The following is a 26,037-nucleotide window of genomic DNA, read 5'->3' as shown; positions in this document are numbered from 1 at the left end:
TTTTATCAGAGAATTTTTATTGCTTTTAATTCTGCCCTCAAAGCTTCGGCATTTGTAAAATGTATTGATTTGATCCCCAGTTTTTCTGCGGCTAAAATGTTGCGGTAATTGTCATCAATAAATAGCGATTCTTCGGCATTTACTTCGTGTCTGTCGAGTAATATTTGGTAAAATTCAGGTGTAGGCTTGCGCATTTTCTCGGCACCTGATACTACGATTCCTTCAAACCAGCTTAGAAACTCAAATTTGGCCAGTGCTTTCGGAAAAGTCTCTGCCGACCAATTGGTGAGGGCATACAATCTGTATTTGCCGCTATCTTTTAGTTCTTTTAATATCTCAACGGTATCCCAAAAGGCATCACCCAGCATTTCATCCCAACGGGTATAAAACGCACGGATATTGGCTTCATGTTCAGGAAACTGTTGAACCAGTATTTCTGTACCCTCTGCTAAAGTGCGCCCCGCATCCTGTTCCTCATTCCAGTCAGAAGTTGTAACAGTTGCCAGAAAGTTTTTCATTTCTTCTTCGTCATTGAATATGGTACGGTACATGTAATGCGGGTTCCAGTCGATTAAAACTGCGCCGAGGTCGAAGATGATGGTGTTGATCATAATTAAAAAAGATAAAAGGTGTCATGCCGAAACAAGTTCGGCATGACGGCTAGTAAAAGCATTATTTATTCTCCAGCAAATATTGCTTAAACCCTTCAAAATCTTTACCTAAAACGGTGGATTTTTTCTCTTTCTTAAACAAATCTTCAACTTGTTCAGGCACATCCACTTTTGCTGCAATACTTTCCGGGAAAACATCCGGAAACTTGCAGGGGTGGGCAGTTGATAAAAATACACCGGCGGTATCAGCTTTATAATTATCCTGTTGCCAGTCCCTCAAAGCTTGCCAGGCTATGGCCGTATGTGGACAGGCTACATAGTTATAATCATCATTAATGAATTTAATAGCTTCGAGCGTTTGCTCATCATTATAACTATAACCGGTTACCAGGTTTTTTAAATCGTTTATATCGTCCTTAAACAAATCAGCAATACGAACCCAGTTACTTGGGTCGCCCACGTCCATGGCGTTGCTTAAGGTAGCTACGGAGGGTTTGGGCTGATAGACACCCGTTTCCAGGAATTCGGGCACAGTATCGTTTAAATTGGTAGCTGCAATAAAGTGCTCCACAGGAAGTCCCATTTTCCAGGCCAACAGACCTGCACCGATATTGCCAAAATTGCCACTTGGTACGCTGAAAATTACTTTGTCTATCCCCTGTTTTAACAGCTGAGCATAAGCATTAAAGTAATAAAAGGTTTGCGGTATTAAGCGTGCAATATTGATCGAATTGGCGGATGTAAGCCTGAATTTTTCATTCAGTTCTGCATCTGTAAAGGCTTGTTTAACCAGTGCCTGGCAATCGTCAAAGGTGCCATCTATTTCAACCGCGCGAATGTTATGGCCGTTGGTAGTTAGCTGCAATTCCTGTACATCGCTAACTTTGTCTTTCGGATATAAAATAGTTACGCGGGTGTTGGGCACACCTAAAAAGCCAAGCGCTACCGCACCACCGGTGTCGCCGCTGGTGGCTACCAAAACGTCTAGCTGTTTTTCGCCTTTTTCGAGGAAATAGCTCATAACCCGACTCATAAAGCGGGCGCCAAAGTCTTTAAAGGCAAGCGAGGGGCCATGCCAAAGCTCCAGTACAAATACGTTTTCTTCCAGCTTTACAACAGGTGCCAAAAAGTTAATGGCATCCTTAATAATAGCTTTCAGGTCATTATCAGGAATATCTTCCCCAATGAGTGCCTTGGCTACATTAAATGCAATTTCAGGCAAAGTATATTCATCCAGATGGTTCAAAAATTTATCATCTAACCGGGGAATAACAACCGGCATGTATAAACCTTTATCCTGCGGCATGCTGTTAAAAACAGCTTCTTTGAATGATACCCTAGTCGATGGGTTTTTAGTACTGTATAGTTGCAATTGATTTACGATTTTAGATTTACGAATTACGATTTATTTGATTTGCACGTCTGCACATTTCCGCATTATAAAACCCTCGGCCCTTTATCATTAATAGTTGATACATATGCATTTGACCCTATGCTGATGCCGGTTAAATGCTGTTGCAGCTTGTGGGTGATACGTTTGGCGGTTTCTTCGTCCCTGGTAAAAGCAAAAACAGATGGCCCCGACCCGGAGATACCAAAACTTACTGCACCCAACTCCATAGCCATTTCACGCATCTGGTAAAAATCAGGGATCAGCATAGAGCGTACCGGCTCAACCAAAATATCTTTCATGCTGCGGCCAATCAGGTTAATATCATTCATAAACAAACCACTAACCAGTCCGGCGATATTACCCCACTGGGTAACGGCGTCCTTCATCTGTATGTTTTTACGGATGATCTGCCTGGCTTCGCGGGTAGGTACATCCACATCAGGAAAAACAATGGCACAATACAAGTCTTTTGGGTGTGGCAGGCGGATTACATCCAGCGGTTCATAACTGCGGATCAGTACGAAACCACCCATTAGTGCAGGAGCCACGTTGTCAGCATGCCCATGTCCGCAAGCCATTTCTTCGCCTTTCATGGCAAAGGGCAATAGGGTAGCCGGGTCGGTATCATCACCCAATAAAGTTTTTATGGCAAATAAACCGGCTACCGTACTGGCTGAGCTTGAACCCAGGCCACTGCCAATAGGCATTTTTTTATGCAGTTCGATATCCAAACCGATGTCAGTACGGTTAATACTTTTTAAATAATGCTGAACACTTACGCTAACCGTATTTTTAGCTGCATCAAGCGGCAGGCGACCATTGTCGCCAGTAATTTTGCTGATGGTGATACCCGGTTTACCGGTTACACGCATAATTACTTCGTCGCCTGGTTCATTTACGGCGAAGCCCAACACGTCAAAACCACAAACAACGTTCGCAACAGTTGCGGGGGCAAAAACATGGATGCTACCCCCCACACCCCCTGAAGGGGGCGCTAAAACGGAGTCTGTTAAATTTTCTATTTTATTTTCCATTTGATATTAAACTTTTTGTTCCCCCTTCAGGGGGTTAGGGGGGTTAAGCTCCCACATTTATTAAATCAGCAAATACACCGGCGGCGGTAACCTCGGCACCCGCACCCGGGCCTTTTACAACCAGCGGACGTTCTTTATACCTGTCGGTAGTAAATGATATAATATTATCACTTCCCGAGAGGGTAAAAAACGGATGGCTTTCATCCACCATTTGCAGGGTGATAGCCGCTTTACCATCCTCTAACTTGCCGATGTAACGCAATACTTTATTTTCGGCGGCCGCTTTGGCTTTCAGGTTGCCAAAGTGTGCATCTTCCGTTTTTAGGGCTGCATAAAAGTCCTCAACTGTTTGTGCCTCCAGGCAAGCTTTTGGCAACATGCTTTCAATAAATACATCTTCGGCTTCCATGGCGTAACCGGCATCGCGGGCCAATATCAATATTTTGCGCATAAAATCTTTTCCGCTTAAATCATCGCGCGGATCAGGTTCGGTATAACCCTTTTCCTGAGCTTCTTTAACCACATCATGGAAATTGGCATCACCCTTAAAATTATTAAAGATAAAAGATATAGTGCCCGATAATATTGCTTCAATTTTAGCAATCCTGTCGCCGCTGTTCATCAAATCTTTTAAAGTACGGATGATGGGAAGACCGGCACCAACATTGGTTTCGTAAAAGAAATCAACGCCATGACGGTGTGCAGTATCATGAAATGTTTTGTACTGCTCATACGATGCCGAGTTGCCGATTTTATTGCAGGTAATAACCGATATATTCGATTTAAAAACCTCTTCATAAACTTCAACCGGTTTGGGACTGGCAGTGTTGTCAATAAATACACAGTTAGGCAGGTTCATGCTTTTCATTTTAGCTACAAAAGCTTTTAGGTCTGCAGCTTCATTGGAAGCTTCCAGGTCATCCTTCCAGCTATCTAATGAAATACCATCGGCATTAAAAGTCATTTTGCGGGTATTGCTGATGCCTGCAATTTTCACCTGTATGCCGTTATGCTCCTGCAAATAGGCACTGTGGGCATTAAGTTGTTTAAAAAGCGTTTGACCAATATTGCCGGTACCTAAACAAAAGGCATGGAGTGTTTTGGTAAGCTCAACAAAAAATCCGTCGTGCACTGCATTTAGTGCTTTAGCGAGATCATTACCTGATATAATTACTGAGATATTGTATTCTGACGAACCCTGCGCAATTGCCCTCACATTTACACCATTGCGGCCCAGCGCGTGAAACAATTTACCGGATACACCAGGCGTTTGTTTCATGTTTTCGCCAACTATAGCTATAATGGCCAGGTTTTGTTCAATCACCAGTGGCTCTAGCTTATTGGCTAGCAGTTCCAGCTCAAACTCCTGTTCAATAAGTTGTTTGGCTTTGTCGGCATCATAGGGCTGAACGGCAAAAGTGATGCTGTGCTCCGATGATGACTGGGTGATGAGGATGATGTTGATCTGCTCGCGTGCCAGTAAGGAAAATAGTCTGCCGCTAAAACCTGATTTACCTACCATGCCGCTACCTTCCAAATTTAGGATGCTGATGTTGTTGATAGATGAAATACCTTTTATAGGTAAATTGGATGGTTGGCAGTCATGTCTGATTACGGTGCCTTCAAATTCCGGTTCAAAAGTGTTTTTTATAACGATAGGAATCTTCTTTAAAAATGCCGGGATCATGGTTGGCGGATAGATTACCTTAGCGCCGAAATACGAAAGCTCCATGGCTTCGGTATAAGTAAGCTCAGGTAGTGAAAATGCCTTTTTTACCATCCGAGGATCGGCAGTCATCATACCGTTAACATCAGTCCAGATCTGTATTTCTTGCGCGTTTAATGCTGCACCTAATATGGCGGCGGTATAATCACTACCACCGCGGCCCAGGGTAGTAACTTGTCCTGCTTCATTCGCTGCAATAAAGCCGGTTACAAAAAGTACTTTATCTTTATTTTCCCTGTAAAAAGCACCAATCAGCAGGTCGGTAAGGTTCATGTCTACCTTTGCCTGCCCAAATGAGCTGTCGGTTTTAATCAAATCAGCAGCATCTACATTCAATGCTTCCGGGAAGTATTGAGCTGCTATCTTGCTGATCATTAAAGTAGAGCAACGCTCGCCAAAACTTAGTACCTGGTCGCGGGTTTTTGGAGTGAGTTCGCGCAGGGTAAGTATGCCTTGCAGCAATTCTTCCAGTTGGTTGAAATATATTTTCAAGCGGGTAAAGGCCGGATTTTGATTTTGAACCGATAACAGACTTTTTACCACATCAAAATGGCGTTTTTCCAATTCGGCAAGGTTCTCCGTAAAATCCCTGCCATCGGCAGCACCTTCGGCCATAGAAATTAAAAGATTGGTTACGCCGCTCATAGCAGAAAGCACTACGATTGGCTTTTCGCCGTTTTTAACTTCTTCTTTCAGGATGTTAAGTAAGGTTTGGATGCTTTGAACTGATCCTACGGATGTACCGCCAAATTTTAAAATTTTCATTATTGTTTAAATAAAACAAAAACGCCTTCCTCTTTGTGGAGGAAGGCGTTTGTTTGGTTTTGTTATGTTTTACACCATACGACTATCTTCCTCCGTGTTTTATCCCGGTGGTGGTAATAGTTGTTGTTGATGTTTGGTTAATTGTCATATATTATGTCTGTAAAGTAAGTAGAATATTTTTTAATAAGCAAGAGATATTTTGATTTTGTATAAAAATAAAATATTCAGCGGTTTTTATATACTTTCATCCCATATGAATAAATGGCTTCTCTGTTTAATGTTTTTGTTAGTGTCGATTGCTGCATCGGCACAAAAGGATAAGGATTCTTTAGTGAACAGTTTGCCTGTAGTTAACGGTAAACTAACTTATTCTGATAGTATTAGTGTAAAAGGTAGAAATAAAGCAACATTGGATAGTACAGCAAAAAAATGGTTCGCAGGTTATTTTAAATATCATCAGGTTGATACATTGTCAAAAGATAAGGATGTGTCGAGCAGTGTTTTAAGTCAGGGAGTTCTTGAGTTTCGTATTGCTACAACTTCGTTAGCTTTAGTTAAATATGATTTTTATTTAATCATTACCCTTAAAATTAACTGTAATGATGGGAACTACACTTACAAAATATTCGACACCTACTTTATGCCGAAAAATCAGTTTTTTAGAAGAGTGATTGTTTATCAAAACAGTCCCGATTACTTAATTGGTTTGTACAAACAAAAGCACATGGGCTTTGGACCTTCAATTAACTATGGTAGAAAAAAGGTAAGGGAGTATTTAAAATGTACTGATGATGCCATACAGGCATGTATCGCATCGCTAAATACGGCAATGACAAATTAATAAGCTGTGTAATTTGATTACTTTTGATGCTTGTTTAATATGCAGGGACTAATCATTAAATCAACAGGCAGCTGGTACCAGGTACAATCTCCCGATGGGCAGAAAACCGATTGCCGTATAAAAGGGAAGTTCCGTATCAAAGGAATTACCACTACCAATCCTTTAGCTGTGGGCGATGTGGTTGATTTTGAGATGGAGCCTGATCAGGAAACAGGTGTGATTACCAATCTGCATCAACGCAGAAACTACATCATCCGTAAATCCATCAACCTATCAAAACAAGGGCAAATTATAGCGGCCAACCTTGATCAAGCTATACTGGTGGTTACATTAGCATCGCCGCGTACGTCCTTAGGATTTATTGACCGTTTTTTGGTAACTGCCGAAGCTTACGATATTCCTGCCAGGTTAATTTTTAATAAGCTCGATTTGTTCAGTGACGAAGGCCTGGAAGTTTTGGCCGACTATAAAGCCATTTATGAAAAGGTTGGTTATCCCTGTTATGAAGTTTCGGCGCTTGAGGGTACCAATATTGAACAGGTGCAGGAACTGATAAAAGATAAAGTGACCCTATTTTCGGGCCATTCGGGGGTGGGCAAGTCGAGCTTGATTAATGTTTTATTGCCCGATCTGGATCTGCGTACTCACCAGGTATCTGACTGGAGCGATAAGGGGATGCACACCACTACCTTTGCCGAAATGTTTGAATTGCCACACGGTGGATTTATTATTGATACTCCCGGCATCCGCGAATTGGGCGTAATTGACATAGAAAAACAGGAGCTAAGTCATTTCTTCCCCGAAATGCGCGAACGCATGCACGATTGCCGTTTCCATAACTGCCGTCACATTAACGAACCGGGCTGTGCTGTTTTAGCTGCGCTGGAAGATGGCGAAATAGAACTATCCCGCTATGAAAGCTATCTGAGCATTTATAATGGGAATGATACGAGGGCGTAATTAGTTAATTAGAAGGTTAGTGATTGGAGATTAGGTGTTAATTTTTTAGTGACTACAAGTACTAATCTCTAATCACCACTCTCCAATCACTACTACTCACTATCCTAGCGCTACTTTAAAATCCTGCAGCAAATCGTCAATATCCTCAATGCCAATTGATAAACGGATCATCGAATCAGAAATACCCATTTCCGCTCTTTTCTCGGCACCGAGTTCATTGAAGATGGTATGTGCTACAGGGATAGCAAGTGTGCGGGTATCGCCCAGGTTGCTCGATTTTACTACCAGTTTTAGTTTATTTAAAAAGGCAAAAAGATCAATGCTTTCATCCAGCTCAATACTCATCAATCCACCATATTTCAGGAAGAGTTTACCAGCCATTGCATGTTGCGGATGCGATTCTAATCCAGGGTAATATACTTTTTTAATCATTGGGTGGCTATTAAAGAAAGTAGCCAGTGCAAAAGCATTATTACAAGCTCTTTCCATACGTAGTGCCAGGGTTTCTGATCCTACTGATAAAGAATGAGCAGCCTCAGGAGATAAAGTACCACCTGCATCGCGTAACCCTTTTTTGCGTATCTGTGTCATGCCCAAAACTTCGGGTTTTACCTGTGTTTTAAATCCTTCAAAAATATTAGGGAAGTTCGTCCAGTTGAATAAGCCGGTATCAGTAACACTGCCGCCTAAAGCATTACCATGACCGCCTATGTATTTAGTAAGCGAGTTAATTACCAAAGTTGCCTTTACATTTACCGGGTTAAATAAATATGGCGAAGTCATGGTGTTGTCTACCATGTAAATGATGCCTTTTTCCTGGCACAGGTCGCCTATTTTTTCCAGCTCTACTATTTGTGTAGCAGGGTTGGCAATCGTTTCAACAAAAATTAGTTTGGTGCTGGGTTTTATTTCGTTTTTTACATTATCTATTGAGGTAGCATCTACAAAAGTAATATCCAGCCCCATATCCATAAAAGATTGGAATACACTGCGGGTATTGCCAAACAGGTATGAACTGGCCAATATATGATCGCCATGCTTAATTAATGCCAATATGGTGGCCGAAATTGCTGCCATCCCGGTAGAAAAGGCAATGGTCGATATTCCATTTTCCATTTGCGTTACCTTACTTTCCAAAGCCGAAACGGTTGGATTTCCCTGGCGGGAATAAGCGTAGCCTTTTTTCTTGTTCTGGAAAATATCAACCAGGTCCTGTACATCATCATAACCCCAAGTAACCGCTGTATGGATTGGTTGATGTAATGCGCCGTGCTCTGGTTTACCTAAGCGGTCAGAATGTAGCAGGGTAGTTGTGAAGCCTCTTTTAGTAGTCATGTTGATATTTAAAACAAATAGTTTGCGAAACTAATTGTTTTTGAGCGGAATTTTAAACCAGATTTAATTTAGTATATCAAATCTGTAGGTAATATGACTTTTGTTGTTCAAAAAGATTTTCAAAGTGGTGGAAACTTCTAAATCTGAATGTATATTGTTCCCTGAATTTTTAATATAATATACACGTATGAGGGCAGTAATACAACGTGTTTTGGCAGCAAACTGTACGGTTGAAGGTAAAATAACTGGAGCAATAGAATCTGGCTTCTTGGTTCTTTTGGGTATTGAAGATGCCGATACTACAGAGGATGTGCAATGGCTGGCGCAAAAAATAACTGGAATGCGCGTGTTTGGTGATGAAAATGGGCTAATGAATAAAGCGCTTGCTGATATTGATGGGGGCATTTTGCTGATCTCACAATTCACCCTGTTTGCCCAAACCAAAAAAGGAAACAGGCCATCATTTCTTCGGGCGGCTAAGCCGGATAAGGCGATCCCGCTATACGAGCAAATGATAGGTGCTTTGGAAAGTTTAACCGGTAAAAAGACTGAAACCGGTATTTTTGGTGCCGATATGAAGATTGCCTTGACGAACGACGGACCGGTGACAATTATAATGGATACAAAAGACAGGGATAATCATTAAAACTTTATGAAAATTAAGGAAGCTCAGCAACTGGTTGATAAATGGATTACCACGACTGGTATAAGATATTTTAATGAACTGACCAACACTGCCATTTTAATGGAAGAAGTAGGGGAGGTGGCCCGCATAATGGCGCGGCAGTATGGCGAGCAATCGTTCAAAAAATCAGATACGGAAGTGAACCTGGCGGATGAAATGGCCGATGTGCTTTTTGTGCTGATATGTTTAGCCAACCAAACGGGTATTGATTTGACTGATGCACTGGAAAAGAACATGCAAAAGAAAAGTATCCGCGATGCTGACAGGCATAAAAATAATGAAAAGCTGAAGTAATACAGGTGTTCAAAAATTAACGCGTGAACGGTTATCTTTTATCAGGTGTGTCTGTGCCACCAGGTACACGTGGCACACCTGGTACAGTAGCTTTTATGAAATAAGCTTCACTAATTTTTCGCCCGTTAATACCGGGATAGCAGTTGTTAAATCAACCTGCAAACAAAATTCAATGTCTTTTTCAATGCCCAGTTTTTTAAGGCGTTCGCCGTGCGATGTTTTTTTGAGATATTGATCAATATCGTGTTTCCCTATTTGGAAAAGGTCATTTGCGGCAATGGCGGCATCATCCAGCTTAAATTCAAAATCTTTAAGCTGGTCAACTACGGCGCCGGCAAATAAAGTGTCCTCTAAATTAAAATTATTTTTCCAGCCAGCGCAAACCAGTAAGATATTGTCGTTTTGCGTTTTTAACCAGTTGCACAGCGCAGTAAGGTTTAAAAATGAACCGATAACAATCTTTTTTGCACTGCGTGATAAGTGTAGAGCATGGGTGCCATTAGTTGTAGTTAATACAACCGTTTTACCGGCCACCTTTTCTTTAGTATAGGAAAACGGCGAATTACCAAAGTCAAACCCGTCAACCACCTTGCCATCGCGTTCGGCAGCAAGTAAATAGTCAAGTCCCTTTTCGCGGTAAGCGGCACATTCTTCCACTTCCGATACCGGAATTATGGCTTCGGCACCGTTTTCAATACCGTAGCAAATGGATGAAGTGGCCCTGAAAATATCTATAATTACCACTACATAATCCTCCACATTATAAAGCGGAATTAACGATGGTGATAGACAAACGTTGAGTTGGTTCATTAGTTCAGTTGTTCATTAGTTAATTGGTGCGCATGGTCATTAATCAAATTGCAGATACCAATAAACTAATGAACCGGTGAACCAATAAACTATTTATTAAACGGTGGTTTTACCACTTTTGCTTTAATTTTATTATCGCGGATGCTGATGAATATTTCAGTGCTCTCTTTGGCGAATTCGGTTTTTACATAACCCATGCCAATTGCTTTTTGCAATGATGGTGATTGGGTGCCCGAAGTTACCTTACCTATTACATTGCCATCGGCATCAACAATTGGATAATCGTGGCGGGGGATACCTCTGTCAATCATTTCAAAACCTACCAGCTTGCGTTTTACACCATCCTGTTTTTGTTGTTGCAGGGCAGCAGAGTTGGTAAATTCTTTGCTGAACTTAGTTACCCAGCCCAAACCTGCTTCCAGTGGTGAAGTGGTATCGTCAATATCATTTCCGTACAAACAAAAGCCCATTTCCAAACGCAAGGTATCACGGGCACCTAAGCCTATTGGTTTTATACCGAAAGGAGCACCAGCTTTAAAAATAGCTTCCCATATTTGTTCGGCATATTGGTTTTCAAAGTAAATCTCAAAGCCACCTGCACCTGTATATCCTGTAGCAGATACCACAACGTTATCCACCCCGGCAAACTTTCCTTTTTTAAAGGAGTAATATTCCATTGATGCCAGGTCAATTTCGGTAAGGCTTTGCAATGCTTCAGCCGCTTTCGGACCTTGAATAGCCAATAAAGAAGTGCGATCTGAAATATCTTTCATATCAACACCGAAAGTATTAAAGCCAGAAATCCAGTTCCAGTCTTTTTCAATGTTGGAGGCATTAACCACCAGCATATAAGTTTTTTCGTCTATACGATAAACCAACAAATCGTCAACTATACCACCATCTTTATTAGGCAGGCATGAGTATTGTACTTTACCGTCGTATAATTTGGATGCATCGTTACTGGTAACCTGCTGAATCAAATCAAGGGCTTTTTCGCCTTTTAAAATAAATTCGCCCATGTGGCTCACATCAAACACACCCACACCATTGCGCACGGTTTCGTGTTCGGCATTGATCCCTGCATATTGAACAGGCATATTATAACCAGCAAAAGGAACCATTTTGGCACCTTCTTTAATATGAACTTCGGTTAAAGCAGTATTCTTCATTACAAATTATTAGGCCGCAAAAGTAATAAAATCATTTGCTGATTTACGAATTACGATTTTAGATTTACGATGTATGGAAAACCTCAATTCAATTAATCGTAAGTCAATATATTTTCAATAACCAATCGTAATTCGTAAATCTGAAATCGTAAATCAAACAAGCGTTTGATAAAATGCAACCAGTTTTTCTGTAACCTTATTCACATCGTGCTGCTCCTCAATTAGTTTCCGGGCATTGAGACCAACTCTTTTGCAATAATCTTCATCAGCAATGCAAAGTTTTATGGCTTCGTAAAACTCATCCACATTGTTGGCTATCAATATGTTTTCACTGTTTTTATAATTAATACCCTCGGCACCTAACGAGGTTGAAATAATGCACTTCTGCATAGCCATACCTTCCACAATTTTAACCCGCATACCACCGCTTGATAGCAGCGGAACAATCATTATGGCTTTGCTGTTCACAAACTCAAGCGCATCGTCCACCTCGCCTTGTATAAATATCTTGCCCATCACATCGTAATCATCAAAGCGTTCTGGAATATCGTTCCCGGCTACATAAAAGCGTACACGAAGTTCACCATCGATTAAATCCTGCTTAAAGTTTTCCAGAAACCATTCAATACCTTCACGATTAGGCAACCAATCTAATGATCCTAAAAAGAAAAGACTGGGGAACTCTGTTTTCTCAAAATCAGGCTGATAATGATCCAGGTTTATGCCAACCGGCAATATCTCAATCGGAATTTTGGTGCCATACTCCATTAGGGTACTTTTATCCTGCTCGGTAAACACGGCAATAGCATCAAAATTATTTAACTGTTGCAGCTCATAGTTTTTTATCCGCTTAGCATGCATTTTAAGATATGATTTTTTAAACGGATCAGATTTTTGCTGTGACAGCCGGTGCCATATCTGGCTCTCAATATTATGGAGCCTGTAAATGAGTTTTGCTTTTGAGTTTTTGCGGATAGCAGAAAGATAAAGTGATACAAAAAGCCCTTCGAACTGAATAATATCATATTGGGTAATTTTGAGCTCCCTCACCAGCAGGCGTTCAAAATCAGCATCGTAATATTTATCAATATTGAATGATGTTTTGCTGAACAGGTTGGCCGCCACTTCAAAAACTGATACATTGATATTGATATCGTAGGCCCGGTAGTTTATTTTGGACAACAGGTCGTTATCATCATCATTATTTTCATGATGATATTTCTTTGCGTTTAATGCCACCAACGAAACTTCGTGTCCCAAATTTACCAGCCCTCTTATAGTATTACAAACCACTATTGGATAGCCGCCATTTTGCGGAAACGGGACACGATGAGTTAAAAAAAGTATTTTCAATTGGTTTGACGGTTTCCAACAAAAATAATAATTTGAGCGAACGGTCAAAGCCTTATCTTGAGTGAATAAATATTTTGTGATAAATATTACAGAAAAATCATATTTATATTATTAACGATTCGTTTTAAACAAGATTTATAAAAATATCCTGTTTATCAATTCGATAAGCGCTTTAACATTTTTAACTTTGCAAACAGATGTTATTATCCAGGTATCAGCACCAATTTATTGAAGCAGGATGTGATGAAGCTGGTCGTGGTTGTTTGGCCGGACCCGTTTTTGCTGCTGCAGTTATTTTGCCTGATGATTTTGAGCATACCTTACTGAACGACTCTAAGCAGTTATCAGAAGAGGTACGGTATGAATTAAGGATGGAAATTGAACAAAAGGCCATCGCTCATGCGGTAGGTGTGGTTGATAATTTAGAGATTGATGAGATCAATATTTTAAATGCCTCTTTTTTGGCCATGCACCGTGCCATTGAGAAACTTGCCTTAACTCCTCAGTTTTTAATTATTGATGGTAACCGGTTTAATAAGTATAAAACCATGCCTCATCAATGTGTTATTGGTGGCGATGGCAAATATTTAAGTATTGCCGCAGCATCCATACTGGCAAAAACCTACCGCGATGATTATATGAAACAGATTGCCATGGAGCATCCGGAGTATGACTGGCATAAAAACAAAGGTTACCCCACCATAAAACATCGCGAAACCGTTTTAAAAATAGGTTATACACCATACCATCGCCGTACTTTTAGGGTAACCGATCCGCAATTAGAGCTTGAGCTATAAGCCACCCAGATATTTCTTAAACAAAAAAGCTGCCCCAATATGGAGCAGCTTTTTGTTTACTTGAGTTGTAAGTAACTTATTGTACCTGTATGGTGCTTCTTAATTTGCTGCCATCAGGATAATATCCTGAAATGGTTAATAATCCATTTTTCAGGTTGTTTAACGCATGGTCAATATCATCAATATTGGCTATTGGCTGCCTGTTAATTTCGGTGATTACTGATCCTACCGGAACTTCGGTATAATCAAACAAACCACCATCTCTAACCTGGGTAACCACTACACCAGCGTTGATATGGAATTTAGCTTTTTGAGTTGATGATACAGGTATAAAGCTGGCACCAAATTTATTGAACAACTCCTCTGCCGATTTTGATACGGCTACTTTAGCAACAGGTGCTTCTGGTTTTAAGGTAACGGTAAAGTTTTTCTCGTCATTACCACGTAAAACAGTCAGGTGAATTTTATCGCCCGGTTCTAAGCGGCCAACACGTTCTTGTAGGTCTGATGACTCATAAACTTTGTTGCCTTCCACCTTGGTAATAATGTCACCTTTTTCTAAACCGGCTTGTGCAGCGCCTCCGCCTGGTATAACCTGGTCAACATACAAACCAACGGTACGGTCAATGTGTAATTGTTGGGCAGCATCCTGGTCAAGCTCTTTAAAGCTGATACCTACATAGCCGCGTTTTACAGCGCCATATTTTTCAATATCATCCAATACCTTTTTAGCCAGGTTAATAGGGATCGCAAAACCGTAACCTTCGTACGATCCGGTGTGTGATGCAATGGCCGAGTTAATACCAATTAATTCACCATTGGTATTGACAAGCGCACCACCACTGTTACCAGGGTTGATAGCAGCATCTGTTTGAATGAATGACTCAATAGCCTTATTTAACTTTGGCTGGCCCTGGTATTGGGTACGGCCAAAAGGGTTTTGATTTTCATCCTGGTTATCTTCAGAACCAATTATACCAATGTTACGGCCCTTTGCACTAACAATACCCGCAGTAACGGTTGATGTTAATTTAAAAGGGTTACCAACGGCCAATACCCATTCGCCAACTCTTACATTATCAGAGTTACCTAATTTTACTATCGGCAGGTCATGGCCTTCAATTTTGATCAAGGCCAAATCAGTACTTGGATCGGTACCGATAACTTTAGCTTTAAAATCCTGGTGATCATTGGTTACTACTTCAATTTTCTCTGCTTTATCAACCACGTGGTTATTGGTTACGATATAACCATCGGGCGAAATAATTACACCTGATCCTGAAGCCATTTCTGGTGCCATCTGCGGACGTACACGTTGCCCGAACATATCACCAAACATTTGTTGTAACTGGCTCTGCTGGCCATTGTCTGGCTGGCTCGAATAGGTAGTACGGATATAAACAACAGCAGGGGTTACTGCGGCTGCAGCTTCTGTAAAGTCAGTCTGCCCGGCCGATGATAGCGTAGTAGCAGGCGACATATGGTTACTTGCCAGGTAAACCTTTTGTTTGTCTTCGAAGCTCATGTTGCTGGCGTATTTATTTTCAACTAATCTGTACCCGCCCAGTGCCATGGCACCGCCAACAAAAGCCGTTAATAATGTTAAACCAAACTTTTTCATTTCTGTATTCTCTTTCTTTGTTATGTTTATGAATTATTACTCAAATTTAATACCATTAAGACGTTATAATCAATGTTAAGTTATTGGTATTTTTGTTAAATTTTGTTAAATAATAAACAGGGTGCTTTTTTAACCATTTTTGCTTTTTGGGCAGATAATAAAGATACTAACAAATTAATACATTTATTGTGACCACACATTTTTATAAATACCAGGGTGCCGGCAATGATTTTATATTGCTTGATAACCGCACCAACGCTATAAATCATCAAAACCCTAAGCTGATTGTCAGTCTTTGCGACCGTCGTTTCGGTATCGGTGGCGATGGCTTGATGTTGCTGCAAAACAAAGCAGGGTATGATTTTGAAATGGTTTACTATAATGCCGATGGCCAGCCCAGCAGCATGTGTGGCAATGGCGGACGTTGCATTGTGGCATTTGCCAAATTTTTAGGAGTTATTGATACCGAGACGAACTTTTTGGCAGTTGATGGCCCGCATTACGCCAAAATTTCAGCATCGGGCGATTGGGTGAGCCTGCAAATGATCAATGTAGACACTATTAATACAGATGAGGACGCTTATGTATTAAATACAGGTTCGCCCCATTATGTAAAAATGGTGAGCGGCCTAAAAGAAAAAGATGTTTACCAGGATGGATATGACATCCGCAATAATAATACCTACAAAGCCCTCGGCATTAACGTAAACTTTGTTGAGCCCAACAACGACGGTTACTTTGTGCGCACCTTTGAACGCGGTGTAGAAGACGAAACCTATGCCTGCGGAACAGGTGTTACAGCAGTAGCCCTTGCAATGGCCAAGCACAACCACCAAAGCGGACAGATAATTACCCCCATAAAGGTATTGGGCGGCGATTTAAACATCCGCTTTAATTATGATGGGCACACCTTTAAAGATATTTTTTTGGAAGGCCCGGCAGTAAAAGTGTTTGAAGGGGAAGTGGAGGTTTAGAGAGTGGAATGCCAGTATTGTTTTAAACATTTCTCTTAAATTAAAAAGACACCATCGGCATAAACATGAATATCAGTTGTTGAAAAACAATTACTTAACCAACAAATGTAATATTGACAGGTAGATGTTAACAATTATTTAACTAAAAACATTTTTACTTACTGTAAATTCTGTTTACGTTTGAATTTTTTGTTGATGTAGCTTCTAATAATTTTTTTATAAGAAGTATGCTACGCGTCGACTCAACTAAGCCCTGCCAGATTATTTATGCCATAGCCCGGCACGACTATCTATCCTATGTTATTGAGCCACACGTAGTTCAACTTAACCCAAACGGCGAATTTTCTCTTACCCACCAACGCGTATTTTCAAACACAGCTAATGAGTTTATCAATTATATTGATGAAACAGATTTAAAGCTGGTTAAGATACTGGAAGAGTTGGAGCAGGGTAACATTATTAAAAGATATTATAAAAAGCCAATCCGTCCGTTTGAGTTTTTCTCGAAGGTGTTTAATGAGCAGTTTTTTGATACCATACGGCCCAAAATGGAAAAGCGCATTAACGAAGCGCTGGGCCTGCTGGCTAATAAAGAGCTTTACCTGATGAGTAAGGAAGGCTACCCTGCCGAGCGCAAGCTGAACATTGCCACAGAAGCTGCCACGGTATTATTCCACTTCAGGCGCGACGCTGAAGAGATCAGGTATTTTCCTACCATTAAATACCAGGGCATGCGCATTGAGTTTATGTTTAAAAATGCAGAGATCATTTGTAATCATCCTGCATGGATGCTGTTGGATGATACCCTTTACTACTTTGAAAAAGAAATTGAAGGGAAAAAGCTGGTGCCGTTTCTTAACAAGCGGTACATTGCTATTCCAAAATCATCTGAGCAATCGTACTTTGAAAAATTTGTAGCGCCGTTAATAGAAAAACACCATGTTTTTGCCGAGGGCTTTACTATCAACACCGAAAAATATGATGCAAGGCCGGTTTTAAAACCTATTTATATTGAAGGTGGTACTTCGCAGCTACAGCTTTTTTTTAAATACGCCGGCTATACTTTTTCTTATGGCGATGAAAGGCATATTTCTGTACGTATGGAACGCGATGGTGATAACTATACCTTTCATCGTATAAAACGCTCTGTTGTTTGGGAAAAAAATAAGTTCCAATTATTGGAAAGTATGGGGCTAAAAACTACCTCGTCCTTATTTAAAAACCTTGAAGTAGATATAGCTGATGAAGAAGCCGATCGCTCGTTCTCTGTTTTTGAATGGATCAACCAGCATTTTGATCAACTGGCCGATGAGGGCTTTGAAATAGAACAGCCTGCCAACGATGGGCAAAAACGCTACGTTTTTGGCAGCAGCAAAATTGATATGGAAATCAGTGAGCATAACGACTGGTTCGATATCAACGCCTTTGTTTATTTCGGCTCATACCGTATCCCATTCATCCAGCTAAAAAATCATATCCTCAACCGTAAAAAAGAATTTGTACTGCCATCGGGCGAGATTGCGGTAATACCCGAAAAATGGTTCTCGCAATTTGGCAACCTGCTGCATTTTACCGAAGGTGGCAATGATATTAAACTGCGCCGTCATCACCTGGGGCTGGTTAATAGTTTGGTGGAGGGCGAGTTGGCCAACATCACCATGAACCGTAAGCTCCAAAAGCTAAGCGAGTTTGAAGAACTGGAAGATGTGCCCATGCCTCAATTTTTTGAAGGTAATTTAAGGCCCTATCAAAAGGCTGGGTATAACTGGTTCCACTTTTTAAAACATTATCATTTTGGCGGCTGCCTGGCCGATGATATGGGTTTGGGTAAAACCATACAAACATTGGCCCTGCTTCAAAAGCATAAGGAAGATACAGAAGCAGCGGGTGGCAAAAGCACCTCGCTGGTAATAATGCCCACTTCGCTCATCTACAACTGGCTGAACGAGGCTAAAAAGTTTGCCCCGCAACTGAAGCTAATGGTACATACCGGCGCTATGCGCTATAAATCGCCGGAGGTTTTTGCCAATTATGATGTGGTGATTACCACCTATGGCATTAGCCGTATTGACATTGAATTGTTTAAAGCCTACTTTTTTGATTATGTGATATTGGATGAGAGTCAGAATATCAAGAACCCATCATCAAAATCATTTTTGTCTGTTAAGCAATTAAAATCACGTTTTAAGTTGATATTGAGCGGTACCCCGGTTGAAAACTCGGTGAATGACTTATGGACACAGATGTCGTTCATTAATCCGGGACTATTGGGCATTCAGCAGTTTTTTCAGAATGAATTTGTAACACCTATTGAAAAGAAAAAGGACGAAGATAAAGCCCGGAAACTACAGGCATTGATAAAACCTTTTGTTTTGCGGCGGACAAAAGAACAGGTAGCTACAGAGCTGCCACCCAAAACGGAGACGCTGCTTTACTGTGAAATGAGCGAAGAACAATCATCAGTTTATGAAAAGGTAAAATCTGAGTACCGCAACGAACTGTTGAAAAGCCTGGAAGACGGCACCTTTGCCAAAACGCAGATTCAGGTGTTGCAGGGACTGATCAAGCTGCGCCAGATTGCCAATCACCCGATAATGATTGACAGTGAATATGAAGGTGATTCGGGCAAGTTCGAAAACGTGATACATACGCTGGAAAATGTGCTGGAGGGTGGTCACAAAGTGCTCATCTTCTCGCAGTTTGTAAAACAATTGAACATTTACCGGGAATATTTTAATGCCGAAAATATTCCATATGTGTACCTGGACGGTGCCACCCAAAATCGTGGCGATGTGGTAAAACAGTTTCAGGAAGACCCAAAAACCCGGGTGTTTTTAATTTCAATAAAAGCCGGCGGGGTAGGCCTCAACCTTACCGAGGCCGATTATGTATTCATCCTGGATCCATGGTGGAACCCTGCCGTTGAACAGCAGGCAATTGACCGGACCCACCGAATTGGCCAAACCAAAAACGTGTTCATCTATAAATTCATCACCAAAGATTCTGTTGAAGAAAAGATATTGGCCCTGCAACAACGCAAACTAAGTGTAGCCCGTGCTTTAATCACTACCGAAGAAAGCTTTATCAAATCGCTTTCTGTGGAGGATATTAAAGAGATATTGGGATAAGACAGAACTTCTGAAAAAACAGGCATTAGACATGTCAGCCTTCCGAGATTTTAAAACTTCGGAAGTTTGAATGAACAATTAATAATTACTCTCAAACACGGGTGCTATTTTATAGAATACGGCTATTATAAACACAATTACAGAAAGGTAAAATATTATTTTGCCGTGCATTCTATCGTTTTTGGTGTAATCATAAACACGCTCGCCATCGGGCAATGTTTTTTTGTAGGTCGAAAGATGCCATCCAATAAACATTCCGATTATGCCTCCTAATAAAGCAGCCAAATATCCAATAACAATATAAAAAGTCTGCGGTGATTCAGGTGCCCGTAATTCTTCTATTCTCTTTTTGTTGATTTCAGCTATCTCTTTGTCGCTGATGGATATTCCCCTTTCAGCCAGTAATTTCAGTGCAAGTACATTGTCAAAGGCACTCCATTCATCAGCTTTAGTAATAACTTCCTTTAATTCGTCATTAGTAAAAGCATACAAGTAATAGTCTGCCCCAATCTCGGCAACATTTGTACTTTCATCATCTTTTAAGACCTTGTTGGCCTTTTTAAAATCTGTACTTTTTATTTTTACAGCATATTCTTTTAGGGCATTATTCATTCTGAATGCCGGGTCAAAATTGAACGATTCCTCAGATATTAGATATTCAATATGGTGGTTATCTAGTTGTTCAGCCATTGCGTTAGCCAATGCTATGTCACTAAATTTTTGGTAGGTAATTAACTCGGATTCCATGCGATAATTTGAAAGGTGAAAGCAAATTAGTTAAATTAAAGCAATATCCTTAAGTGAGTAAAATAATCAAACAAAATAACGTTAATATTGGTTGTTCAACCATTTATTGTCGTTTTTAAAAATCAACCTTAGAAAATCAACCAAATGAAAAAGTTTTTACTCTTATCATTTTTTGTTTTTTGTGCTGTATTTGCATTCAGCCAAAGCAAAATGGCCTGTTGTGCCAAGCCATCAGCCACACAGCAGTTTGCTATGCTGGCATCCAGTAAAGATTTTCGCATGGCGCATAAAAATCCACTGAAAATGCATTTTCAGAGCAGTATCGGTAAATCCATTACCTACAAAACTGCCGATGGTAAAGAAGCCGATGCCTATGAATTTAAGGCTAAAAATCCAACCAATAACTATCTCTTAGTTGTTCATGAATGGTGGGGACTTAATGATTGGGTGAAAAAAGAATCTGAAAAACTATATACCGACCTGGGTAACGTAAACATAATTGACCTTGATCTTTACGATGGAAAAGTAGCTAACACCCGCGATGAAGCCGGCAAACTAATGCAGGCTGTTAACGATGATCGTGCTAAAGCCATTATTAACGGAGCCATTGCCTATGTTGGGCCTAAGGCACATATTACCACCATTGGCTGGTGTTTTGGTGGTGGCTGGAGCTTACAGACTTCTATACTCGCAGGTAATCAGGCCGCAGGTTGTGTAATGTATTATGGAATGCCGGAGCAGGATGTAAATCGCCTTAAAGCGCTTCATGCTGATGTTTTAGGCAATTTTGCTAATAAAGACCAATGGATAAACCCTAAAGTAGTGGCCAAATTTGAGGCAGATATGAAAGCTGCCGGTAAAAAGTTAACCGTACACCAGTATGATGCTGATCATGGTTTTGCCAACCCCAGCAACCCTATTTATGATAGTCAGGCAACCAAAGATGCCTATGCTTATACCATCGCATTCTTAAAACCAAGACTTCGTTAATGTCGGATTTCGGAATTTCGATTTGGGAATTATAATTAATATTAAAAATAACATTCAACTTAAAGGTTAATCCAGTAGTTGGAAATTTTCTAAATCCGAAATTGAAATTCCGAAATTCGAAATCATTCATGTAACATTGTACAAAATATTCTGCCCTTGACTGCCCGCGCTAAAAAACTACTTTCTTATTTACTTAAACTCGGTATTTTAGTCCTGGCGTTTTGGTTTATCTACCATCGTATCCTAAAAAACGACGATAATCTTCATAAGTTCAGTGTTTTGGTGTCTCATATCACTTATAGCCGAGTATTGATCACCATGGTATTTGTGATTTTGCTGATGATTGTTAACTGGACGTTGGAAGCGCTTAAGTGGTGGCATTTAACACGCAGATTATCGCCAATGTCCATATGGAAATCCATAGAATCTGTTTTTTGCGGCTTAACATGGGCCGTGTTCACCCCTAACCGCTTGGGTGAGTATGGCGGCAGGGTAATGTTTCTGCCCGTTCGCAAACGTATACATGGGGTATTCGCCATGGCGGTAGGCTCATTCGGGCAAAATGTAATTACTAATGTTTTGGGTGCAGGGGCAATTGTATGGTTCTTTTACACTTTTATACATCCGCAATGGTGGATTATGTTAGGCATTACCGTTATAGCCCTTGTATTTATGGCTATAATGCTTACCTTTTATTTTAACATTAAATGGATGGTATCTCTGCTTAACCGCATTAAGTTTTTGAAAAAGTTTCATCGCTTTTTTGATATTATGGGGAAATATAAGTTTAATGAGTTGTTAAGCATTATGTGGTTTTGTTTAGGGCGATTTTTTGTTTTTACTTTTCAGTATTACCTCATTATTCACCTGCTTATTCCCGAAATTCCATTTCTGACTATGGGCTTGCTTATGTTTGTGTTTTTCTTTGTCCAGTCGGCAATTCCATCTTTAGATGTACTTGATATAGGCGTAAGGGCGCTTACAGCAGGCAAACTGTTTAGTTATGTAACAGATCAGTCTATTGCCGTAGTGGTAGCCATTTCGCTCATCTATATTATAAACCTGATTATTCCGGCTATTTTAGGGTCTGTTTTTGTACTTAAATTAAAATTCTTTGATCGCACTGCTTAGTACATTGTCGTTTTTGTTAACAGGTCTTTTCCTGTGTGTTTGTGTCTTTTTGATAAGGGGATGGAATGCAGTAAAACAGCCGCTCGTAAAATCATCAGGTTTTAGCACCAGAGTAACCATACTCATTGCCGCCCGCAATGAGGAAGAAAAGATCCATTTAACTATAGAAGATATTTTAGCTCAGGACTATCCCAAACATCTAACGGAAATCATCATCGCTGATGATCATTCAACCGACCGTACTTCACAAATTATCAGCAACTATGCCGATAGGGGAGTAAGGCTGTTGCAGATGAATGAGGATAAACCATTAAACTCCTACAAGAAAAAAGCCATAGCCAAAGCCATTGATCTTTCAACCGGCGATTTAATGGTAGCTACTGATGCCGATTGCCGTATGGGTAACAAATGGCTATCCACAATAGTTGGTTATTTTGAAATGTATAACCCGGTGATGATTTCCTCGCCGGTAAGCTATTTCGAAGAAAAATCATTATTTGAGCGGATGCAAAGCCTGGAGTTTTACTCACTTATTGCCACCGGCGGGGCCTTTATAGGGAATGGACGGGCATCTACCTGTAATGGAGCCAACCTGGCCTATCGTAAAGATATATTTTATGAAGTAGGTGGATTTAAGGGCATTGATGACCTGGCCTCTGGCGATGATGAATTGCTATTGCAAAAGGTTGCCGAACGCTATCCCGGCAAAATTGGTTTTCTGAAATTGTATGATGCCATTGTATTTACGCATGCCAAACCAAATCTGAAAGAGTTTTTGCAGCAAAGGCGTCGCTGGGCATCAAAATCAGTAAAATATAAAGACAAAAAAGTAGTTGCACTGGTAGTTGGTTTATGGCTGTTTAATGTATCGGTATTATTGAACTTTTTAGCAGCCTTTTTTAGCATACACTTTTTAACTGTTTTTGCCATACAGTTCGTATTGATGTTTTTATTTGAGCTGATGCTGTTATATCCGGTTACCAGTTTTTTTAAACGGCAAAAGCTCATTTCATTGCTTTTAATATCTATTCCATTATATGTAATTTACTTTGTATATATTGGAATGATTGGCAATAAAGGAAAATATATATGGAAGGATAGGATGGTAAGATGATAATTTAGTGGTTGATGATTGAAGTATGTAATAAACTTTATCAATCCTGATCTCTCTTTCATAAACTTGTCAAATCATTCAGAGTCTTGGTTATAACTCATAAAAAAAGGCGATATTTAACCAAAAAGCACCCGCATACTAAAATTGACTGATCTTAGCCCTGCACAGCGTACCTGGAAAACATTTAAACGCAATAAAATTGCCGTAGCTGGCATGATATTTATTATATCACTCACACTGGTGGCAATACTAGGGTATTTAATTATGCCCGATTCTACCCCACTGGCTAATAACATGACCATCCAATTGAGTTTAAAAAAGCCTGGATCTGAATTTATGATGCTACGTCTCCGTAAAACCGAACGGGTTGATACCGTAAACCTGTTCACTAAAATGCTTTTTGGCCAACCATCTTTTTATAGGGATATTCCTATCACCGGTTATCACCTTGCCAATGATGCCGTTATTGTTGACGAATATATCGGCACAGAAGACAAACCCGAACAAAAATTATATAGTATTAAAGGTCAATTCTTTTCAACAACAGGCCCATCAGGCAATGGATCAGGAATTATCCACAAAACCTTTTGGCTTGGCACTGATATTTATGGTCGTGATATGTTAAGCAGGCTTATATTAGGTACGCGTATCTCCTTGTCTGTTGGCTTAATGGCGGTTATTATAAGTATGTTATTAGGTGTTACCATTGGTTCCATTGCCGGGTATTTTGGCGGATGGATTGATGTCTCCTTAAGCTGGCTGATGAATATTTTATGGTCGCTTCCTGCATTATTGCTGGTTATTGCCATATCATTTGCTTTGGGTAAGGGCTTATGGCAAATATTTATTGCAGTAGGTTTATCTATGTGGGTTGAGGTGGCGCGACTGGTTCGTGGCCAGGTTTTAAGCCTGAAACAGGTAGAATATATTGAAGCCGCACGTTCACTTGGCTTTAATAATACCCGCATTATCAGCAAGCATATTTTGCCCAATATTGTTGGGCCTATATTGGTGATGGCATCATCAAACTTTGCAGCTGCAATATTATTGGAAGCAGGTTTAAGCTTTTTAGGATTTGGGGCACAGCCCCCCATGCCAACCTGGGGAAGTATGATTAAAGAACATTATGGTTATATTGTAATGGATGCCGCTTATTTGGCAATAATGCCCGGTTTAGCAATAATGTTATTGGTTTACGCTTTTAATCTTGTAACTGTTGGTTTAAGGGATGCTTTTGATATAAAATCACAAAGTACCCGCTTTTAAAAAAAATATATTTATTTTAGGCAGCCTTTTTAATTTAACTGATGCAAAATTTTGACGATATCTCGGCAGAAGATGACCTAATACGGCTGTTGCTTAAGAGGCAAACGGAGTTAAATGCATTGCTCGAAATTACGCAGGCCATTAACAAGGATACAGGCACTCCGGTATTGATACAAATGCTGCAGGTAATTTTACAAAGTTATTTGCAGGTTGGTAAGCTGAGGTTTTTAATTGAAAAAGAAGGCGGTTATATCCTGCTATCCAAATATGGCGGTGATATTGAACCTGTTGGCAAACTGCATAAAGCCTGCTTAAAACTGAATAAGTTTAAAGAGCCAACGCCATTAAAGGGTCATGGCGATGAGATTCTTAAGAAATACGATTACTTTATTCCCATTTATCATAAAAAGAAAGCGCTGGCATTTGCACTCATCGGCGATTTTAACACTACCGAAGAATTACTAAATAACGATCTTAATTTTATCCAAACGGTTATTAACGTTATTGTAGTAGCCCTCGAAAACAAAAAGCTTTTTAAGGAAAGGTTACAGTCTGAAAGGTTTCAACGCGAAATGGAACTGGCGGTTGAGGTGCAAAACATGCTAATCCCCTTAAAAATTTATAAGGATAACCGTGTAGAAGTAAGCGCCCGTTACATCCCTCACCAAAACATAGGTGGCGATTACTTTGACTTTGTACGGTTGAATGACCATGAGTTTTTGTGGTGTATTGCAGATGTATCAGGTAAGGGAATTTCGGCTGCTTTGTTGATGGCAAATTTTCAGGCAAGCTTACGGGCATGGGCTGCTGTGGAGAACGATTTAGCCAATATTATTGACAGGTTGAATAAAATAGTAGTTACCAATACTAAGGGCGAAAGATTTATAACCCTATTCCTGGCCAAATACAACGAAAAAACCCGCAGACTCAGTTATATTAATGCCGGCCATAACTCAACGGTTTTATTTTCAAAAGGCGAGGCCATAACGCTTAACCTGGGTACTACCATGATAGGTGTTTTTGACGAGCTGCCTTTTCTTAACATGGGTGATATTTATATAGAGCCGGATAGCTTGCTGATAAATTATACTGATGGATTAATGGATCATGAACACAGTAATCCAAACTGGACCGAAGAAAGTTTAATTGAATTTATAGAAACGCATGGTAATGAAACCCCGGATGGCTTTAATCAGCGGATAATGAATCATATTAATCAGGTAATAAAGGGCAAACCAATTGATGATGTTACTTTATTAACTCTGCGGATTTTTTGATGATTAATTGATGGTG

General features: G+C 40.2%; 22 protein-coding genes. 12 read left to right on the top strand and 10 right to left on the bottom strand.

Going from position 1 to position 26,037, the window contains the following annotated elements; all coding sequences use genetic code 11:
- Positions 1-5 precede the first annotated feature (5 nt).
- From JN11_RS06360 to thrA, 4 genes are all read right to left on the bottom strand, one after another.
- Positions 6-611: an HAD family hydrolase gene (locus tag JN11_RS06360; RefSeq protein ID WP_144910831.1), complete on the bottom strand. Its 606-nt coding sequence runs from the start codon at positions 609-611 to the stop codon at positions 6-8.
- Between the two features lie 61 nt (positions 612-672).
- The gene (gene thrC / locus JN11_RS06355) at positions 673-1,983 is read right to left on the bottom strand and encodes a threonine synthase (protein ID WP_144910829.1); all 1,311 of its coding nucleotides are present in this window, start codon (positions 1,981-1,983) and stop codon (positions 673-675) included.
- Between the two features lie 65 nt (positions 1,984-2,048).
- Positions 2,049-3,038, bottom strand: coding sequence for a homoserine kinase (locus tag JN11_RS06350; protein ID WP_144910827.1), 990 nt, complete (start codon positions 3,036-3,038; stop codon positions 2,049-2,051).
- 43 nt (positions 3,039-3,081) lie between these two features.
- Positions 3,082-5,529, bottom strand: a complete 2,448-nt coding sequence (gene thrA, locus JN11_RS06345; protein WP_144910825.1) for a bifunctional aspartate kinase/homoserine dehydrogenase I — start codon at positions 5,527-5,529, stop codon at positions 3,082-3,084.
- A gap of 253 nt (positions 5,530-5,782) precedes the next feature.
- Here thrA and JN11_RS06340 point away from each other — a divergent pair, with 253 nt between their 5' ends.
- Complete coding sequence (locus JN11_RS06340) at positions 5,783-6,370, top strand: DUF4468 domain-containing protein (protein WP_144910823.1); 588 nt, start codon at positions 5,783-5,785, stop codon at positions 6,368-6,370.
- Between the two features lie 39 nt (positions 6,371-6,409).
- Positions 6,410-7,330, top strand: a complete 921-nt coding sequence (gene rsgA / locus JN11_RS06335) for a ribosome small subunit-dependent GTPase A (RefSeq protein WP_144910821.1) — start codon at positions 6,410-6,412, stop codon at positions 7,328-7,330.
- A gap of 99 nt (positions 7,331-7,429) precedes the next feature.
- On the opposite strand, the gene JN11_RS06330 is transcribed toward rsgA, so the two are convergent.
- The gene (locus tag JN11_RS06330; RefSeq protein WP_144910819.1) at positions 7,430-8,665 is read right to left on the bottom strand and encodes a cystathionine gamma-synthase family protein; all 1,236 of its coding nucleotides are present in this window, start codon (positions 8,663-8,665) and stop codon (positions 7,430-7,432) included.
- A 187-nt stretch (positions 8,666-8,852) separates the two neighbouring features.
- On the opposite strand from JN11_RS06330, the gene dtd reads away from it, so the two are divergent.
- Both dtd and JN11_RS06320 read left to right on the top strand, forming a co-directional pair.
- A complete protein-coding gene (dtd, locus tag JN11_RS06325) occupies positions 8,853-9,311 on the top strand; it encodes a D-aminoacyl-tRNA deacylase (RefSeq protein ID WP_144910817.1) in 459 nt (152 codons plus the stop codon).
- 6 nt (positions 9,312-9,317) lie between these two features.
- Entirely contained in the window at positions 9,318-9,644 is a 327-nt protein-coding gene (locus JN11_RS06320; protein WP_144910815.1) for a nucleotide pyrophosphohydrolase, read from the top strand.
- Between the two features lie 93 nt (positions 9,645-9,737).
- Here the strand turns inward: JN11_RS06320 and JN11_RS06315 are convergent, their stop codons facing one another.
- From JN11_RS06315 to JN11_RS06305, 3 genes are all read right to left on the bottom strand, one after another.
- Positions 9,738-10,454, bottom strand: coding sequence for a 2-phosphosulfolactate phosphatase (locus JN11_RS06315; RefSeq protein ID WP_144910812.1), 717 nt, complete (start codon positions 10,452-10,454; stop codon positions 9,738-9,740).
- Between the two features lie 89 nt (positions 10,455-10,543).
- Positions 10,544-11,623: a glycine cleavage system aminomethyltransferase GcvT gene (gcvT, locus tag JN11_RS06310; protein ID WP_144910809.1), complete on the bottom strand. Its 1,080-nt coding sequence runs from the start codon at positions 11,621-11,623 to the stop codon at positions 10,544-10,546.
- 153 nt (positions 11,624-11,776) lie between these two features.
- Positions 11,777-12,976 (bottom strand): glycosyltransferase family 4 protein, encoded by a 1,200-nt coding sequence (locus tag JN11_RS06305; protein WP_144910806.1) that lies wholly within the window; start codon positions 12,974-12,976, stop codon positions 11,777-11,779.
- A 197-nt stretch (positions 12,977-13,173) separates the two neighbouring features.
- Between JN11_RS06305 and JN11_RS06300 the strand changes: the two genes are divergently transcribed.
- Positions 13,174-13,773 carry a ribonuclease HII gene (locus JN11_RS06300; RefSeq protein WP_144910804.1) on the top strand — a complete coding sequence of 200 codons (600 nt, stop codon included), beginning with the start codon at positions 13,174-13,176 and terminating at the stop codon, positions 13,771-13,773.
- A gap of 76 nt (positions 13,774-13,849) precedes the next feature.
- On the opposite strand, the gene JN11_RS06295 is transcribed toward JN11_RS06300, so the two are convergent.
- On the bottom strand, positions 13,850-15,394 hold the full coding sequence (locus JN11_RS06295; RefSeq protein ID WP_144910801.1) for a Do family serine endopeptidase: 1,545 nt from the start codon (positions 15,392-15,394) through the stop codon (positions 13,850-13,852).
- Positions 15,395-15,582: 188 nt separating this feature from the next.
- On the opposite strand from JN11_RS06295, the gene dapF reads away from it, so the two are divergent.
- Both dapF and JN11_RS06285 read left to right on the top strand, forming a co-directional pair.
- Positions 15,583-16,368 (top strand): diaminopimelate epimerase, encoded by a 786-nt coding sequence (gene dapF / locus JN11_RS06290; RefSeq protein WP_144910798.1) that lies wholly within the window; start codon positions 15,583-15,585, stop codon positions 16,366-16,368.
- 227 nt (positions 16,369-16,595) lie between these two features.
- Positions 16,596-19,496 carry a DEAD/DEAH box helicase gene (locus JN11_RS06285; protein ID WP_144910796.1) on the top strand — a complete coding sequence of 967 codons (2,901 nt, stop codon included), beginning with the start codon at positions 16,596-16,598 and terminating at the stop codon, positions 19,494-19,496.
- Between the two features lie 78 nt (positions 19,497-19,574).
- Here the strand turns inward: JN11_RS06285 and JN11_RS06280 are convergent, their stop codons facing one another.
- Positions 19,575-20,243, bottom strand: a complete 669-nt coding sequence (locus JN11_RS06280) for a hypothetical protein (RefSeq protein ID WP_144910793.1) — start codon at positions 20,241-20,243, stop codon at positions 19,575-19,577.
- A 144-nt stretch (positions 20,244-20,387) separates the two neighbouring features.
- Between JN11_RS06280 and JN11_RS06275 the strand changes: the two genes are divergently transcribed.
- From JN11_RS06275 to JN11_RS06255, 5 genes are all read left to right on the top strand, one after another.
- Positions 20,388-21,233 carry a dienelactone hydrolase family protein gene (locus tag JN11_RS06275; RefSeq protein WP_144910790.1) on the top strand — a complete coding sequence of 282 codons (846 nt, stop codon included), beginning with the start codon at positions 20,388-20,390 and terminating at the stop codon, positions 21,231-21,233.
- A gap of 318 nt (positions 21,234-21,551) precedes the next feature.
- Positions 21,552-22,364, top strand: a complete 813-nt coding sequence (locus tag JN11_RS06270; RefSeq protein WP_246138952.1) for a hypothetical protein — start codon at positions 21,552-21,554, stop codon at positions 22,362-22,364.
- Positions 22,348-23,478: a glycosyltransferase family 2 protein gene (locus JN11_RS06265; RefSeq protein WP_144910785.1), complete on the top strand. Its 1,131-nt coding sequence runs from the start codon at positions 22,348-22,350 to the stop codon at positions 23,476-23,478. Before JN11_RS06270 ends, JN11_RS06265 begins: the two co-directional genes overlap by 17 nt.
- A 144-nt stretch (positions 23,479-23,622) precedes the next feature.
- A complete protein-coding gene (locus JN11_RS06260) occupies positions 23,623-24,744 on the top strand; it encodes an ABC transporter permease (RefSeq protein ID WP_144910782.1) in 1,122 nt (373 codons plus the stop codon).
- A gap of 41 nt (positions 24,745-24,785) precedes the next feature.
- Positions 24,786-26,021, top strand: coding sequence for a PP2C family protein-serine/threonine phosphatase (locus JN11_RS06255; RefSeq protein WP_144910779.1), 1,236 nt, complete (start codon positions 24,786-24,788; stop codon positions 26,019-26,021).
- Positions 26,022-26,037 lie beyond the last annotated feature (16 nt).

Source organism: Mucilaginibacter frigoritolerans, assembly GCF_007830615.1.
In the GTDB taxonomy this organism is placed as follows: Bacteria; Bacteroidota; Bacteroidia; order Sphingobacteriales; family Sphingobacteriaceae; genus Mucilaginibacter; species Mucilaginibacter frigoritolerans.
The sequence above is the reverse complement of the archived record's forward strand: the minus strand, read 5'-3'. Positions and strand labels throughout refer to the sequence as shown.

Bases quoted from the DNA above. Each gene is read 5' to 3' on its own strand.
- JN11_RS06360 (WP_144910831.1), bottom strand. From the start codon at position 611: ATGATCAACACCATCATCTTCGACCTCGGCGCAGTTTTAATCGACTGG.
- JN11_RS06350 (WP_144910827.1), bottom strand. From the start codon at position 3,038: ATGGAAAATAAAATAGAAAATTTAACAGACTCCGTTTTAGCGCCCCCT.
- thrA (WP_144910825.1), bottom strand. From the start codon at position 5,529: ATGAAAATTTTAAAATTTGGCGGTACATCCGTAGGATCAGTTCAAAGC.
- JN11_RS06340 (WP_144910823.1), top strand. From the start codon at position 5,783: ATGAATAAATGGCTTCTCTGTTTAATGTTTTTGTTAGTGTCGATTGCT.
- rsgA (WP_144910821.1), top strand. From the start codon at position 6,410: ATGCAGGGACTAATCATTAAATCAACAGGCAGCTGGTACCAGGTACAA.
- JN11_RS06330 (WP_144910819.1), bottom strand. From the start codon at position 8,665: ATGACTACTAAAAGAGGCTTCACAACTACCCTGCTACATTCTGACCGC.
- dtd (WP_144910817.1), top strand. From the start codon at position 8,853: ATGAGGGCAGTAATACAACGTGTTTTGGCAGCAAACTGTACGGTTGAA.
- JN11_RS06320 (WP_144910815.1), top strand. From the start codon at position 9,318: ATGAAAATTAAGGAAGCTCAGCAACTGGTTGATAAATGGATTACCACG.
- JN11_RS06315 (WP_144910812.1), bottom strand. From the start codon at position 10,454: ATGAACCAACTCAACGTTTGTCTATCACCATCGTTAATTCCGCTTTAT.
- gcvT (WP_144910809.1), bottom strand. From the start codon at position 11,623: ATGAAGAATACTGCTTTAACCGAAGTTCATATTAAAGAAGGTGCCAAA.
- JN11_RS06300 (WP_144910804.1), top strand. From the start codon at position 13,174: ATGTTATTATCCAGGTATCAGCACCAATTTATTGAAGCAGGATGTGAT.
- JN11_RS06295 (WP_144910801.1), bottom strand. From the start codon at position 15,394: ATGAAAAAGTTTGGTTTAACATTATTAACGGCTTTTGTTGGCGGTGCC.
- JN11_RS06285 (WP_144910796.1), top strand. From the start codon at position 16,596: ATGCTACGCGTCGACTCAACTAAGCCCTGCCAGATTATTTATGCCATA.
- JN11_RS06280 (WP_144910793.1), bottom strand. From the start codon at position 20,243: ATGGAATCCGAGTTAATTACCTACCAAAAATTTAGTGACATAGCATTG.
- JN11_RS06275 (WP_144910790.1), top strand. From the start codon at position 20,388: ATGAAAAAGTTTTTACTCTTATCATTTTTTGTTTTTTGTGCTGTATTT.
- JN11_RS06270 (WP_246138952.1), top strand. From the start codon at position 21,552: ATGGTATTTGTGATTTTGCTGATGATTGTTAACTGGACGTTGGAAGCG.
- JN11_RS06255 (WP_144910779.1), top strand. From the start codon at position 24,786: ATGCAAAATTTTGACGATATCTCGGCAGAAGATGACCTAATACGGCTG.